The sequence below is a fragment of the Nocardiopsis sp. TNDT3 genome (assembly GCF_003427465.1).
Lineage (GTDB): Bacteria > Actinomycetota > Actinomycetes > Streptosporangiales > Streptosporangiaceae > Nocardiopsis > Nocardiopsis dassonvillei.
The window spans coordinates 1-13,929 of sequence record NZ_QPFC01000164.1 but is presented as its reverse complement, the minus strand read 5'-3'; the positions used below and the strand labels follow the sequence as shown (position 1 = coordinate 13,929).

Genomic DNA, 13,929 nt, shown 5'->3' with positions numbered 1-13,929 from the left:
GGCCGGGCGGGTGTCCGCCCGGTGCCGCCCGTCGGACACGGACAGGGCCGAACCCGGGTTGGACCGGGCCGGGCCGGAGTCGTGTCGGGCCGGGGCGGGCCGGACCTCGCCGGTCCGGCCGGGCCGGGTCAGGTCAGACCGTCGAGGACGTCCGCCCCGTGCACGCACTCCCCGCCGACGAGGGTCGCCAGGACGCGGATCGTGCCGATGCCCTCCTCCGCGGTGTCCACGGGGTCGCGGTCCAGGACCACCAGGTCGGCGAGCTTGCCCGGGGTCAGGCTGCCCCTGCGGTGCTCGTCGTGGCTGGCCCAGGCCGCGTCCATCGTGTAGGCCCGGAGTGCCTGTTCGGCGCTGACACGCTCGTCGGCGGCCAGAACGGTTCCCGAGGCGGTCACGCGCTCCACCATCGACTCCATGCCCAGGAGCGGCGCCCCCGGGGCGACCGGCCGGTCCGAGCTGCCCGGGACGCGCAGCCCGTGGTCGAGGAAGGACCGGTGCCGGTAGAGCCAGGGCACGCGCTCCGGGCCCACGGCGGCGGCCATGCCGTCGCCCAGGGCGTACAGGAACCGGGGCTGGGGCACGGGGACCAGGCCCGCCTCGGCGATGCGGGGCAGCTGGTCCGGGCGCACCACGCCCGCGTGCTCGATGCGGTGGCGCACGTCGGGGCGCGGCAGCGCGCGCTGGGCCTCGGCGAACGCCTCCAGCGCGACGTCGACGGCGTCGTCGCCGATGGCGTGCGCGGCCACGCGCCATCCGGCCCGGTGGGCGGCCACGACCAGCGCGCGCATCTCCTCCGGGGAGTTCTGGTACACGCCGTGGCCGTGCCCGCAGAGGGGTTCGGTGACGGCGGCGGTGCGGCCGATGAGGGATCCGTCGAGCCAGATCTTCATCGGCCCCAGGCGCAGCCGGTCGTCGCCGAAGCCGGTGCGCAGCCCCAGGTCGATGCCGGTGTCGATCCCGTCGTCGGCGTGCCCGCCCAGCGGGTGCATGTTGTCTGCGGCGACCATGAGCTCGACCCGGGGAAGCAGCTCGCCGCGGTCGCGGGCGAGCTGGTAGGCGGCGGCCTCCACGGGGGTGCGGCCGATCAGACCGCGCCCGATGCCCGCCTCCACGACGTGGGTGAGGCCCTCGGAGGCGTAGACCCGGGAGGCGCGCGCGAGCGCGTCGGCGAGCTCGGTCACCGGGTAGGGCATGACCAGTGCGGTCACCAGTTCCTGCGCGCGCTCCTGGAGCAGGCCGGTGGGGGCGCCCGCGCCGTCGCGGACGATCACTCCCCCGTCCGGGTCGGCCGCGGCGGTGTCGGACACGGCGGTGTCGATCCCGGCCTGGCGCAGGACCGCGCTGCTGACGGTGCACATGTGGCCGGAGCGGTGCTTGAGCCAGACGGGTCGGCCGCCCCCGGCCCGGTCGAGGCCGTGGCGGTCGGGGTGGGCGCCGAGCAGGGCGTCGTCGTAGCCGGAGCCGACGATCCACGTGTCCTCGGGCAGCGTCGCGGCCGCCCGGGCGACCGCGTCGTAGAGGGCGTCCAGGGTGGACACCGTCTCCAGCTCCAGCTCGGCGAGCGACTGTCCGAACCACGCCATGTGGTTGTGCGCGTCCCCGAAGCCGGGGACGACCACGGCGCCGCCGCAGTCGACCGTCCTGCGCGCGGGCAGGTCGGCGACCTCCTCGTCCAGGCCGAGGACGCGCCCGGCGGCGATGCCGAGCACCGTGGCGAAGGGCCGGTCGTCGTCGACCGTGCGGATGCGGGCGTTGGTCAGTTTGAGGTCGAGCATGCTGGAGGCGTTCTCCGTGGGGTGCAGCGGTCGGGACGGTCGCGGCGGACGCACCGCGCGCAGGCTCGGCGGCGGGCGTGGACGCGCCCGCGCCGGGGCGGACGCACGCGCTTCCGCATCCGCCGGTGCCGCACGGTTCACGCCGCCCCCACCTGGGATTTCCTTCCAGGTTGCAGCAACTGTGAGCTGGCGAACAATGGCGATTCGCATCGGATTGGGCACGCGGCGATAGGCATGTGCACAACGACCGCCCGGTGCGCGACATTTCCGAAACACGCACGTCATACGCCGTTACCTACGCGGTGTCACATCGCACAGTCACACGTGCGGGGCGGAGGACGGCCCGGGCCCGACGCCTCCGTGTCGCCCCCGGCGCCCGGACGAGCGAACGCCTGGGCCGTGCTCCCCCGTCAGCGCCAGGGGCCCGGGCCGGTGGACTCGCGCCACAGGATCGTGTTGAGCGGCTCCCGTCCGACCTCCGCCACCGTGCCCCGCACGGCCGCGACCAGGCGGCGCATGGCGTTGACGCCCAGCCGTTCGAGGTCCACGTCGACCGTCGTGAGCGAGGGAGACAGGTAGGCGCCCACGGGGTTGTTGTCCCACCCCGTCACGCTCAGGTCGCCCGGCACGCTCCACCCGCGCTCCATCGCCGCGCGGACCGCGCCCGCCGCGACCACGTCGTTGCCCGCGATGACGGCGCTGACCCCGCTGTCCTCGGGCAGGGAGCGCACGGCCTCGGCGCCGGACTCGGCCGACCAGTCGCCGTCGAACACGCCGTGGGACTCCAGCCCCAGGCGTTCGACCGCCTCCAGGTAGGTCTGTCTGCGCCCCCGCGCCGAGGCGTACTGGAGCGGGCCGGACACGTGCAGGAAGCGCCGGTGCCCGGCCTTGGCCAGCCCCTCGACGAGGTCGGCGACGACCGACCCGTCGGCGATCTCGCCCAGACCGCGCATCTCGTCGTCGTAGTCGGCGGAGACGACCACGGAGGCGCCCTCGCCCGCGGCCCGGAGGCTGTCGGGGGCGACGGGGGCCAGGGACAGGACGCCCTCCACCTGGCCCGACCCGGCGAGTTCGAGCATGCGCCCGGTCCGGGCCCCGACCCCGCCGTCCACGCTCACCGCCTCGACGACGAACCCCTCGGCGTGCGCGGTCGCGATGGCCCCGGCCAGCAACCGGCTCGGGCTGGCGCCGGGCACACCGGGCAGGAGGATCGCCAGGCGCCCGGTCCGGCGCGTGCGCATCGACCGGGCCACGAGGTTGGGGCGGTAGTTGAGCTCCCGGATCGCGGCGTCGACGCGCTCGCGGGTCGCCTCCCTGAGCCCGCCCTCGAAGCGCAGGTAGCGCGAGACGGTCTGGTGGGAGACGCCCGCCAGGCGGGCGACCTCCATGATGGTCGGTCGGCGCCTGGGCGGTTCGGGCTCGGCCATCGGCTCCTCCTCGGGCGGGCCCGTCGGCGGCGTCCGTCGGCGGGGTCGGTCTTGACGGTGGATGTGAACGATCACTATTTTAGACCCGGCCGCAGAAAGTGAACGTTCACCATGGGTTCGTGATCCGAGGGGTGTGCCAGTGCCGAGTCCCAGACCACCGATTCGCGTAGCCGTCGTCGGAAGCGGCGGTATCGCCCGGGGCAGGCACCTGCCCGCGCTCGCCGCCCTGGGGGACAGGGTCGAGGTGGTCGCGCTGGCCGACCCCGACGCCTCCCGCGTGGCCGCGACCGCCGACGAGTGGGGCGTTCCCGGACGCCACACCGGCCTCGACGCCCTGCTGCGCGCCGAGTCCCCCGACCTGGTGATCGTGTGCACGCCGCCCGTCGCGCACAAGGACGCGGTGATCACGGCCCTGGACGCCGGGTGCTGGGTGTGGTGCGAGAAGCCGCCGGCGCTGTCCCTGGCAGAGTACGACGAGGTCAGCACCCACGAGGGAGGCGAATCCGGTCCCGGCGGCGGAGGCGGTCCCTTCGTCAGCTACGTGTTCCAGCACCGGTTCGGCTCCGGCGCCGAGCGCCTGCGCCGCCACCTGGCCGAGGGCACGCTCGGCCGTCCGCTCGTCGGCGTGTGCAACACCCTGTGGTTCCGCGCCCCGGACTACTTCGAGGTCCCCTGGCGCGGACGCTGGGCGACCGAGGGCGGCGGCCCGAGCATGGGCCACGGCATCCACCAGATGGACCTCATGCTCTCCCTGCTCGGCGACTGGTCCGAGGTCACGGCCGTGATGTCCACGACCGCCCGGTCCACCGAGACCGAGGACGTGTCGATGGCGATCGTGCGCCTGGAGTCGGGCGCGACCGTCTCCGTGGCCAACAGCCTGCTCTCCCCCCGCGAGACCAGTTACCTGCGCTTCGACTTCGAGCACGCCACGGTCGAGCTGGAGCACCTCTACGGCTACGACAACGCGCACTGGCGCTGGACCCCCGCGCCGCACGTGCGCGACGCCGACGCGGTCGCGTCCTGGCCGCCGGTGGAGGACGAGCCGAGTTCGCACCGGGCCCAGCTCGCCGCGCTGCTCGACGCGATGGAACGCGGGGAGCGGCCCCGCGCCAGCGGCCCCGACGGGCGGCGCGCCCTCGAACTCGTCACGGGCATGTACCGGTCGGCCCTGACCGGCACGACGGTGCGGCGCCGGGACCTGACCCCCGACGACGGCTTCTACCACGCGATGCACGGGGGCGACGCGGACACCGCCGCGGCCGTCCTCACCAGGACGGAGGAGACCACAGGTGTCTGAGACCCCCACCCTGACCGAAGGAGACGACGCGCTCACCGTGGCGGTGGGCGGGGTCGAGATCGCGCGCTACGTGCTGCGCCCCGACTCCCCCGCCACCGAGTCGCCCAAGCCCTACCTGCACCCCCTGCGCACCCTCAGCGGCGCGCCGCTGACCGCGTTCCGGCCGTGGGACCACCGGTGGCACAAGGGCCTCCAGATGACCTGGTCCCACGTCTCGGGACAGAACTTCTGGGGAGGGCCGACCTTCGTCCGCGGCGAGGGCTACCGGTGGCTGGGCAACAACGGCGCCATCGGCCACGAGGGGTTCACCTCCGTCGCCCGCGACGGCGACGGCGTCGCGGTCACCGAGCGCCTGGCCTGGAGGAGTTCGGGCGGCGAGCGGTGGATCGCCGAGGTGCGCACCCACCGGTTCCACTCGGCGGACCGCGAACGGGGGATCTGGGCGCTGGACTTCGCGACCTCGCTGACCAACGTGCGCGGGAGGGCCCTCGAACTGGGCAGCCCCACCACCCACGGACGCGCCGCCGCGGGCTACACCGGGCTCTTCTGGCGCGGCCCCCGCTCGTGGACCGGCGGCGACGTGGTCAGCGCGACCGGCCTCACCGGCGCCGACGTCATGGGCACGCAGGCGAACTGGATCGCCTTCAGCGGCCAGCACGACGAGATCGACGGCGGCGCGACCGTCCTGGCCTACGCCGGGACCACGAGCGCCTCCGTTCCGATCAGGTGGTTCGTGCGGACCGAGCCCTTCCCCGTGTTCAGCCCCTCGCCGTCCTTCGACGAGGAGATCGTCCTGGAGCCGGACCGCACCCTGAGCCTGCGCCACCGCCTGGTGTTCGTCGACCGGGTGTGCGCCGCCGACGAGGCCGGTGCGCTCGCGCGGGAGTACGCGCCCGGGGAGGACGCGCCGTGAACACGCCCCGTTTCCCCGGCGGCACCGCCGTCAGCGGCCTGCGGGTCTACGACTGGGAGGCGCCCGACGGCCTGCACGGCGGCACGCCCCACCTCCACACCGCGTCGTCGGAGGCCTACGTCGTGGTCGCGGGCGAGGGCGAGGTGCACACGCTCACCCCGCGGGGCGTCGCGGCCGACCCGCTCGCGGCCGGTGCCGTGCTGTGGTTCGCCCCGGGCACGGTGCACCGGCTGGTGAACTCCGGCGGGCTGGAGATCACCGTGGTCATGCAGAACGCGGGCCTGCCCGAGGCGGGCGACGCGGTGTTCACCTTCCCGCGCGGGGTGCTGGCCGACCCCGAGGCCTACGCCGCCGCGGCGGCCCTGCCCGCGGAGGGGCCCGAGGAGCTGCGCGCGGAGCGGGCGCGGGCCCGGCGCGACCTGGCCCTGCGGGGCTACTGGGAGCTGGTCGCGTCGGTCCGCGAGGAGGGCGCGGGGGCGCTGGAGGAGTTCCACCGGCTCGCGGCGCAGGTGGTGCGGCCGCGTGTGCGGGAGTGGCGGGAGATCTGGCGCGAGGGCGTGGAACGGGAGGTGGAGCGCACCCGGGAGCAGCTCGCGGCGCTGGCCGGGGGCGACCCGGGGATCATGCGGGAGGCGGCCGTGGTGCGCACCGAGCCGATGCCGGGGCCCCGGGCCTTCGGGATGTGCGGACGCCTGCGCACGTGGCGGGTCGCGGACGCTCCCGAGACCGGCGAACCCCCGGGAGCCCCGGAGACCCCATAGGCCCCGGGCCTCCTCGGTCGCGGAGGTCCGGGGCGACTCGGGAAGCCCCGGAGACCTCAACGGCCCCGGGGACCTCCGACCTGCCAGATTCCCCAGAGGCCCCGGAACACCTCAGCGATCCCGGTGACCCCAGACAGCCTGGAAGCCCGGTGACCCGGAAGGGGCCGCCGACCGCCACAGAGGACCGGGCGACCCCAGAGACTCCGGAGACCCCGGACGACCCGAAAGCCCCGGCACCCCGCCTCCCCGCTGTCTCAGCGTCCCGGCAGGGGACACCGACCGCCGCAGAAGACAGGGCGGCCTCAAAGGCCCCGGAGACCCCGGACGACCCGAAAGCCCCGGTGCCCCAGTGCCCTACAAGGGAACACCGACCTCCTCGGGGGCCCGAGTGCCAGCGCTCCCGCCCCCGAGGAGGTCATCGGGCTGGCCGGTGACCTGCGGCTGATCGGGGACGGCGACGCCGAGCGGATCGCCGAGGAGGCCTCCGGGGCCCGCGCCCCCGAGGCGCGGGATTGACGAGGCGGTACCGGGGCGCGGGGCTGACGGCGCCAGCGTTCACCAATGTCCTGGTAAGGGCTTTCCGCATCACCTGGTTCGGCGTCTCCGGCCACGCCGTCAGAGCAGGTCAACGCCCTCGTGAAGCGCGTCGCACAAACACGACCGAAACACCATTCGCCACTCACGCCTCTTCTGCCCTACGAGGCACATAGACGGACGCCTCGACGCGCTGCCGGCGCGCCACCGCCACCGCCACCGAGCGCCACGAACCCTGACACAGAGCACCTACGAGAAAAAGACCACCGCTCCGAACAGGAGGAACTCCGCGCCATTAACACGAAAGCGCATGGAGAACAAGACCGTTGACGCGCTGGGAACGAACACTTAACTTCTCGTTTGAAAGCGCTTTCCGAACTACGGGCGTCACCGTTCCACCGGCACGGCCGACCCCGTGGCCGCACCACCCCATGACCGACCGCGCCGCGCTTTCCGCGCCGCGCCGACCACACGGCACCGGCCGTGCCACACCGTCCGCACCCGGGGGCGGCCCGTCCCCGGTTCCCTCCCCCGACCCTTCCGTTCAACGTCCCACTGGTCAGACGCACCAACCCCCCTGGAGACGAACGATGAGAACCAGACCCGCCCTCGCGTGCGCCGCCCTACTGGCAGGCACGCTCGTCACGCTTTCCGGCACCGCGGCGCACGCCGCCACCACCCGCTACGAGGCCGAGGGCTCCTCGGCCTCCTGCAACGGCAGCATCGAGACCGAGTGGCCGGGCTACTCCGGCGACGGGTTCTGCGACACCGAGAACGAGGAGGGCGCCCACGTGCAGTTCAGCGTGAACGCCCCCGCCTCGGGAACGGCCACGCTGACCGTGCGCTTCGCCAACGGCACCTCCTCCGCCCGCCCCGCCGACGTCCTCGTGAACGGCTCCCGGACGGCGTCGGTCTCCTTCGAGGGCACCGGCGACTGGGACGCGTGGACGACCAAGACGCTCACCGTCCAGCTGGCCGAGGGCGCCAACACGATCCGGTTCGACCCGACCGGTTCCCAGGGCATGCCCAACGTCGACTACCTCGACGTGGAGACCAGCGGCGGTGGCGACGACGGCGGAGGCGATGACGGCGGCGGCGATGACGGCGGCGGCGACGACGGCAACCCGCCGACCTCGGACGCGTTGTACGTGGCCCCGGGCGGCAGCGCGGGCGCGGACGGCACCGAGTCCGACCCCACCACGCTCACCTCGGCCATCGACCGGATCGAGCCCGGCGGGACGATCCACATGCGCGGCGGGACCTACTCCTTCTCGGACACGGTCACCATCCCGCTGGGCGAGGACGGCACCTCCGGAAACCGCACGGAGCTGTCCGCCTACCCGGGTGAGACCCCGGTGCTGGACTTCTCCGCCCAGAGCGAGGACTCCGCCAACCGCGGCCTGGCGCTGGAGGCGTCCTACTGGCACGTCGAGGGCATCGTCGTCGAGCACGCCGGGGACAACGGCATCTTCGTCAGCGGCAGCCACAACGTCATCGAGCGCACGGTGACCCGCTTCAACCGCGACACCGGCCTCCAGCTCTCGCGCCGCGTCTCCAGCACCCCCGAGAGCGACTGGCCCGCCCACAACCTCATCCTGAGCGCGGAGTCGCACGACAACGCCGACTCCGACGGCGAGGACGCCGACGGCTTCGCCGCCAAGCTCACCTCCGGCCCCGGCAACGTCTTCCGCTACGCCGTGGCCCACAACAACATCGACGACGGCTGGGACCTCTACACCAAGGACGACACCGGCCCCATCGGCACCGTGACCATCGAGGACTCCCTGGCCTACGAGAACGGCATCCTCAGCGACGGCTCCCAGGCCGGCAACGGCGACCGCAACGGCTTCAAGCTCGGCGGCGAGGACATCGGGGTCGACCACGTCATCACGGGCAACATCGCCTACGACAACGGCAAGCACGGGTTCACCTACAACAGCAACCCGGGCTCGATGACGGTGTCGGACAACGTCAGCATCGGCAACGAGGAGCGCAACTTCAACTTCGACGACGGCTCCTCGGTGTTCCGCGGCAACACCTCGTGCGACAGCGGTTCCAACGACCGGATCATCGGCAACGCCGACAGCTCCAACCAGTTCTGGTCCGGCTCGAACGGGTCGCGGTGCTCCTCCTACGACGGCGGCCTGGACTGGTCCTACGCCGCCGACGGCACCCTGGTCGTGACCTTCGGGGGCCAGCGGGTCACGCCGTAACCGGCACCGCGGCCCGGGTGCGCTGACGCGACCGAGGCGCCCGCCACGGTTCGGTCCCCGGACCCGCACCCGCGCCCGCACCCGAGAAACAGGAGGCCCCGACCAGCGGGGAAGTCCGCTGGCCGGGGCCTTCGCGCTCCAGGTGGGGCGCCGGGCGTCCCACGGGACGTGCGCGGTCCCGGGCGACTCGCGTGCCGGAACCGCCGCGCCACGGGCCGAGGGGGCTCAGTACTCCGGTTCCGGGCGCAGCGGTCCGCCCCCCTGCGCGGGTGCCGCAGCGTCTCGGCGCAGGAGTGCGGCAGGCCCCGTCCGGCGGCACGAAGACCGTCCGGGCCGCGGCCCCTCAGGGGTCCAGGCGGCGCAGCGCCTCCTCCCAGCGGTGGCGGCGGTCGGCCTCCGGCAGCTCCCACCAGGGCGTGCCGCGCTCGCCCAGGCCGTGCTTGGCCAGGGCCACGCGTGCGCGCGCCCGCCCCTCGGCGTCGGTGTCCCCGGCGCGCAGCGCGGCGGCCACGTCCCTGCGTGCGGACATCAGGTGTCTCACCAGGCGCTCGCGTACCGGTTCCGGCAACTGCGGGTCGCTCGCGCGCCAACGGCGGCCGGAGACCACGACGTAGCGTCCGTCCTCGGTGCGTTCGGGCATGTCCGTGTGGTGCCCGCGAACGGCCCGGAGCAAGCGCGCCGCTCATCTCAGGGACGGCCGTCATCCGTCTCAGGACCGGTCGGCACCCGTCCCGGGGCGCTCGGCACCCCGTCCAGGGCCGGTCGACACCCGCCTCAAGGCCCGAGGGCGCCCGTCTCAGGACCGGTCGACCTCGTCCAGAAAGGCGTCGATATCGGCGGCCATCTCCTCGGGGTACTCGCCGTTGATCGCGTGCGAGGCCTCCGGGTAGACCTCGACCGTGCCGTGGAGCAGGGCGCGCTCGGCGGTGGCCGCGGCGGTGTCGGGGTCGTGCATCACCGACCGTCCGGCGACGAACGCCAGCACGGGCATGTCCAGGTCCGTGAGGGACTCCTCGCTGATCCTGCCGGGCTGGGGCAGCTTGATCGCGTAGTTCTGCATGCCGGACTCGATCATCCGGGCGACCGGAACGTCCTCCACCGGAGCGCCGCCCGCGGTCCAGGAGTTGAAGCCGTCGCGCCAGGAGCGCGGCAGCCAGGGCAGCGAGGCGGGCAGGGAGCGCAGGACCACCTCCATGGGCATGTCGTCGAAGACGAACACCGGGTCGACCAGCGTCACCGAGGCCACCAGCGAGGGTTCGCGGACGGCCAGGTTGGTCACCGACCAACCGCCGAACGACAGCCCCACCAGGTGGAACCCCTCCTCGGGCAGGCCGTCGAGGGCCTGGTGCAGCCACGCCGCCTGGTCGGCGTCGTCCTCGATCGGCCGGTCCTGCACACTCATCCCGGGTTCGCCCAGCAGGTCGACCGTGTAGACGTCCCCGACCTCCAGCAGGGAGGGCAGGTTGTCCGCCCAGACCGGCGAGGGCGCCGCCCGGCCGGGCAGCAGGACCAGCGGCTCCTCCCGGTCCCCCGCGCCCTCGAAGCGGTACATCCGCACGACCCCGTAGTCGGTGCGCACGTCGATCTCGGCGGCGGGCCGGGGCAGGTCGGCCATCGCCGCCTCGTAGGTGCGCGTGAAGGCGTCCCGCCCCTCCGCCGAGCGCCAGTGGCCCACCGGGGAGGGCGTGCGCAGGGCGACCGCGGCGAGGAGCACCGCGACGACCACGGCGCACGCCACGATGATCCACCGGTTGCGCTTCTTCTTCCGCATGACAACCCCTAACCGATTGGTAAGTAATCTGACCATACGGTAAGTTCTGGAGTCATGACAAGAGAGAACCCCCGGTCACGGGAACCCGAACAGGGGCACGAACAGGCGGAAGGGCGGACACGGGGGCGGGAGCGCGGGTCCCGCAGGCCCACTCTGACCGAGCAGGCGCGGCGCGCGCAGCTCATCGACGTGACGGTCCGGCTCATCGCCGAGCACGGGGACGCGGCCACCTCGCTGGCCCGTATCGCCGAGGCCGCGGGCATCACCAAGGCGGCGGTGCTGTACCACTTCCGTTCCAAGGACGCCCTGGTGCGCGCGGCGCACGAGAGCGCGCTCACCGGCCTGGTCGAGCACGTGGGCCGGGCCGTGGAGAGCGCCGACGCCGAGCGGGCCCCCGCCGCCTACATCCGCTCGATGGTCGGCTACCTGCGCGACCACCCGGGCCACACCCGGGTGGTCATCGCGGCGGTGAGCGAGGAGGATCGCCGCTCCAGCCAGCGTTGGCGCCCCCTGGCGGACCTGATGGCGGCCGCCCGGCGGGCGCGCGGAGCGGACTCGGGCACGGAGGGGCCGGACCTGCGCACCACGGCGCTGATCGTCGGCGGCGGCATGGACGCGATCGTGGCCGAGCACCTGGACCACCCCGACTACGACCCGCTCGCGGCGGCCGAGGAACTGGTCGCCATGCTCGACGGCGTCCTCTTCTCCTGATCCGCGCGGGGCCACCGGCGGGGCCCCCGGACCGGAGCCGCGCCGGAGCCTCGGCGGCTTCGGCGACGGCACGGATCGACACGGCCTCGGACGCGGTACCACCGGACCGGTGTACACGTTGGCCAAACCAGGCCAAATACTTTCAAAAGACCGCGCATGAGGCATGACTCCTGCAACGATGACGCTTCCATCAGCCCCTCAGGAGCGTCCATGCCACGTCTTGCCCTGCGCGCCGCCGCGATCGCCGCGGCCGCCGTCACCGCCGCCTCACTGCTGTCGGCCCCCGCACAGGCCGCCTCCACCACCGGAGCGCTCATGGTCACCCAGGTGCGTCCCAACGCCGCCGGGTCGGACACCTCCAGCAACGTCAACGGGGAGTACTTCCTCATCAGGAACGTCACCACGCGCACCGTCAACGTGGGCGGGTACGTCCCCGACATCACCACCAACACCTACGGGCGACCGCTGCCCTCCTACAACCTGCCCGCGGGGGCGACGGCCTACGTGCGCACCGGAAGGGGAACCCACCGGCGCGACTCCAACGGCTACCACCAGATCTACCGGGGCTACGACCGCCACGTCCTGCTCAACAGCAGCACCAGCCGCAACCCCGACCTGCGCCTGAAGCGTCCGGGCAGCGCCGACAACAACTCCAGCACGGGCACCATCAGCTCCTGCAACTGGGGCAACGCCGCCAACGGCACCACCTACCGCTGCTGACCGCCGTCCGGGTCCGGCCCCGTCGACCGGTGGGGCCGGACCCGGACGGAGCGGGACGGGACAGGCCGGGAGGGCAGGGAAAAGGCGGGGGCGCGTCAGGCGGCGGCGCCGGAGCGGAACCGCTCCCGGTAGACGCGGGCCGTCTCCATCAGGCCGTCCAGCGTGTCGCGCGTGCGCACCAGTTCGGCGATGTGCTCGGTGAGCCGGTCGCGCTCCTGGGCCATGCGCTCGATCGCCGCGTCCGAGTTCCCCTCGCTGGGCGCCTCCGCGCAGGGCAGCACCTCGGCGATGGTGCGGCTGGACAGCCCGGCGGCGTACAGCCGCTGGACGAAGGCGACGCGCTCGACCGCGGCCTCGGTGTAGTGCCGCTGCCCGCTGTCGCTGCGGGTGCTCATGAGCAGCCCCTGCTCCTCGTAGTAGCGCAGGGACCGGACGCTCACGCCCGTCCGCCTGGCGAGTTCCCCGATGCGCACGGCTTCCTCCCTCGTGACCTGCGGCACAACCGCTTGCCCCTCACATCAATGTGAGGTTTTAGCGTAGTCGACGTACCCGACCGGGGTACACCGCCCACGGAGGAGAACCTGTCGTGACCAGCCTTTTCCAGCCCTACCGGCTCGCCGACCTGCACCTGCCCAACCGGGTCGTGATGGCGCCGATGACCCGCGTCCGCGCCGCCGAGGGCGGACTGGCGACACCGTCCATGGCGGCGTACTACGCCCAGCGCGCGACCGCCGGGCTGATCGTCTCCGAGGGGGTGCAGCCGAGCCTGGTGGGGCAGTCCAACCCGGGAACGCCGGGGCTGTACACCGACGAGCAGGTCGCCTCCTGGAAGCCGGTGACCGAAGCGGTGCACGCCAACGGCGGCCGTGTCTTCGCCCAGATCATGCACGGCGGACGCGTCTCGCACCCCGAGACCACCGGAACGCGGCCGGTCGGCCCCTCGGCCGTCGCGGCCACGGGCAACGTGTTCACGCCGAGCGGCCCCCAGCCCGTGCCGGTGCCGCGTGCGCTGGAGGAGGCCGAGGTGCCCGAGCAGGCCGAGTCCTACGCCCGGGCCGCCCGCCGCGCGGTCGCCGCCGGATTCGACGGGGTCGAACTGCACGGGGCCAACGGCTACCTGATCTCGCAGTTCCTCTCGGACAACGCCAACCTGCGCACCGGCTCCTACGGGGGCTCGGTGGCCAACCGGATCCGGTTCGCCGTCGAGGCGACCGCCGCCACCGCCGACGCCGTGGGGGCGGAGCGCACGGGTATCCGCCTCTCCCCCGGCGCCGAGTTCTGGGGGGTGAAGGAGACGGGCGTGCGTGAGCTGTACACCGCGCTGCTGGCCGAGCTGGCCCGGATCGGGGTGGCCTACGTCCACCTCGAAGCCACCACCGACGAGGAACTGCTGCTGGAGCTGCGCCGCGCCTGGCCGGGCACCCTCATCATGAACCCGGTGCTCCCCATGGGTCCCAAGCAGGTCGGCCGGGCCGAGGCCGACCACTGGCTGGGGCTGGGGGCCGACCTCATCAGCTTCGGCCGCGCGTTCATCGCCAACCCCGACCTGGTAGAGCGGCTGCGCACCGGGCTGCCGCTCGCCCCGGTGGACGAGGCGACCTACTACCAGGGCGGCGACCGGGGTTACCTGACCTACCCCGCGTACCAGTACAGCGCGTAGGTTCCAGGTCTGTGCTGGTCATGACCCGTTTCCGGCCGGCCCCGCCCGGTGTCCGCGCTCGGGCGTGAAAGTCCGCGTGGAAGACGCGAGGCAGCGCAGGAAGTACCGGGAACACGGCGGCCCTTCCGGGAAGGCTCCCGGAAGGGC

The 13,929-nt window shown here is 73.4% G+C and carries 12 protein-coding genes; 7 read left to right on the top strand and 5 right to left on the bottom strand.

The genetic code is table 11. From position 1 onward, the window contains the following. Nucleotides 1–128: 128 nt before the first annotated feature. Both DQW06_RS04595 and DQW06_RS04590 read right to left on the bottom strand, forming a co-directional pair. On the bottom strand, nt 129–1,775 hold the full coding sequence (locus tag DQW06_RS04595) for an amidohydrolase (RefSeq protein WP_013152063.1): 1,647 nt from the start codon (nt 1,773–1,775) through the stop codon (nt 129–131). A gap of 410 nt (nt 1,776–2,185) precedes the next feature. Further along, nucleotides 2,186–3,202 carry a LacI family DNA-binding transcriptional regulator gene (locus DQW06_RS04590; RefSeq protein WP_013152062.1) on the bottom strand — a complete coding sequence of 339 codons (1,017 nt, stop codon included), beginning with the start codon at nt 3,200–3,202 and terminating at the stop codon, nt 2,186–2,188. A gap of 139 nt (nt 3,203–3,341) precedes the next feature. Here DQW06_RS04590 and DQW06_RS04585 point away from each other — a divergent pair, with 139 nt between their 5' ends. The 4 genes from DQW06_RS04585 (at nt 3,342) to DQW06_RS04570 (ending at nt 8,920) form a co-directional block, all read left to right on the top strand. Continuing rightward, the gene (locus DQW06_RS04585; RefSeq protein ID WP_013152061.1) at nt 3,342–4,499 is read left to right on the top strand and encodes a Gfo/Idh/MocA family protein; all 1,158 of its coding nucleotides are present in this window, start codon (nt 3,342–3,344) and stop codon (nt 4,497–4,499) included. Continuing rightward, nucleotides 4,492–5,412: a PmoA family protein gene (locus DQW06_RS04580; RefSeq protein ID WP_013152060.1), complete on the top strand. Its 921-nt coding sequence runs from the start codon at nt 4,492–4,494 to the stop codon at nt 5,410–5,412. The genes DQW06_RS04585 and DQW06_RS04580 overlap by 8 nt, the downstream gene beginning before the upstream one ends. Further along, entirely contained in the window at nt 5,409–6,173 is a 765-nt protein-coding gene (locus DQW06_RS04575) for a cupin domain-containing protein (protein ID WP_117198014.1), read from the top strand. The genes DQW06_RS04580 and DQW06_RS04575 overlap by 4 nt, the downstream gene beginning before the upstream one ends. Before the next feature lie 1,124 nt (nt 6,174–7,297). Beyond that, nucleotides 7,298–8,920, top strand: a complete 1,623-nt coding sequence (locus DQW06_RS04570; protein WP_117198013.1) for a carbohydrate-binding protein — start codon at nt 7,298–7,300, stop codon at nt 8,918–8,920. Between the two features lie 343 nt (nt 8,921–9,263). On the opposite strand, the gene DQW06_RS04565 is transcribed toward DQW06_RS04570, so the two are convergent. Both DQW06_RS04565 and DQW06_RS04560 read right to left on the bottom strand, forming a co-directional pair. Next, the gene (locus DQW06_RS04565) at nt 9,264–9,560 is read right to left on the bottom strand and encodes a hypothetical protein (RefSeq protein WP_117198015.1); all 297 of its coding nucleotides are present in this window, start codon (nt 9,558–9,560) and stop codon (nt 9,264–9,266) included. 156 nt (nt 9,561–9,716) lie between these two features. Continuing rightward, complete coding sequence (locus DQW06_RS04560; protein WP_117198012.1) at nt 9,717–10,691, bottom strand: alpha/beta fold hydrolase; 975 nt, start codon at nt 10,689–10,691, stop codon at nt 9,717–9,719. A 54-nt stretch (nt 10,692–10,745) separates the two neighbouring features. Between DQW06_RS04560 and DQW06_RS04555 the strand changes: the two genes are divergently transcribed. Both DQW06_RS04555 and DQW06_RS04550 read left to right on the top strand, forming a co-directional pair. After that, nucleotides 10,746–11,402: a TetR/AcrR family transcriptional regulator gene (locus tag DQW06_RS04555; RefSeq protein ID WP_013152056.1), complete on the top strand. Its 657-nt coding sequence runs from the start codon at nt 10,746–10,748 to the stop codon at nt 11,400–11,402. 210 nt (nt 11,403–11,612) lie between these two features. Next, nucleotides 11,613–12,122: a hypothetical protein gene (locus DQW06_RS04550; RefSeq protein ID WP_013152055.1), complete on the top strand. Its 510-nt coding sequence runs from the start codon at nt 11,613–11,615 to the stop codon at nt 12,120–12,122. Nucleotides 12,123–12,217: 95 nt separating this feature from the next. Here DQW06_RS04550 and DQW06_RS04545 read toward each other — a convergent pair whose 3' ends face one another. After that, the gene (locus DQW06_RS04545) at nt 12,218–12,595 is read right to left on the bottom strand and encodes a MerR family transcriptional regulator (RefSeq protein WP_013152054.1); all 378 of its coding nucleotides are present in this window, start codon (nt 12,593–12,595) and stop codon (nt 12,218–12,220) included. A gap of 113 nt (nt 12,596–12,708) precedes the next feature. On the opposite strand from DQW06_RS04545, the gene DQW06_RS04540 reads away from it, so the two are divergent. After that, nucleotides 12,709–13,782: an alkene reductase gene (locus DQW06_RS04540; protein WP_117198011.1), complete on the top strand. Its 1,074-nt coding sequence runs from the start codon at nt 12,709–12,711 to the stop codon at nt 13,780–13,782. The last annotated feature ends 147 nt before the right edge of the window (nt 13,783–13,929 follow it).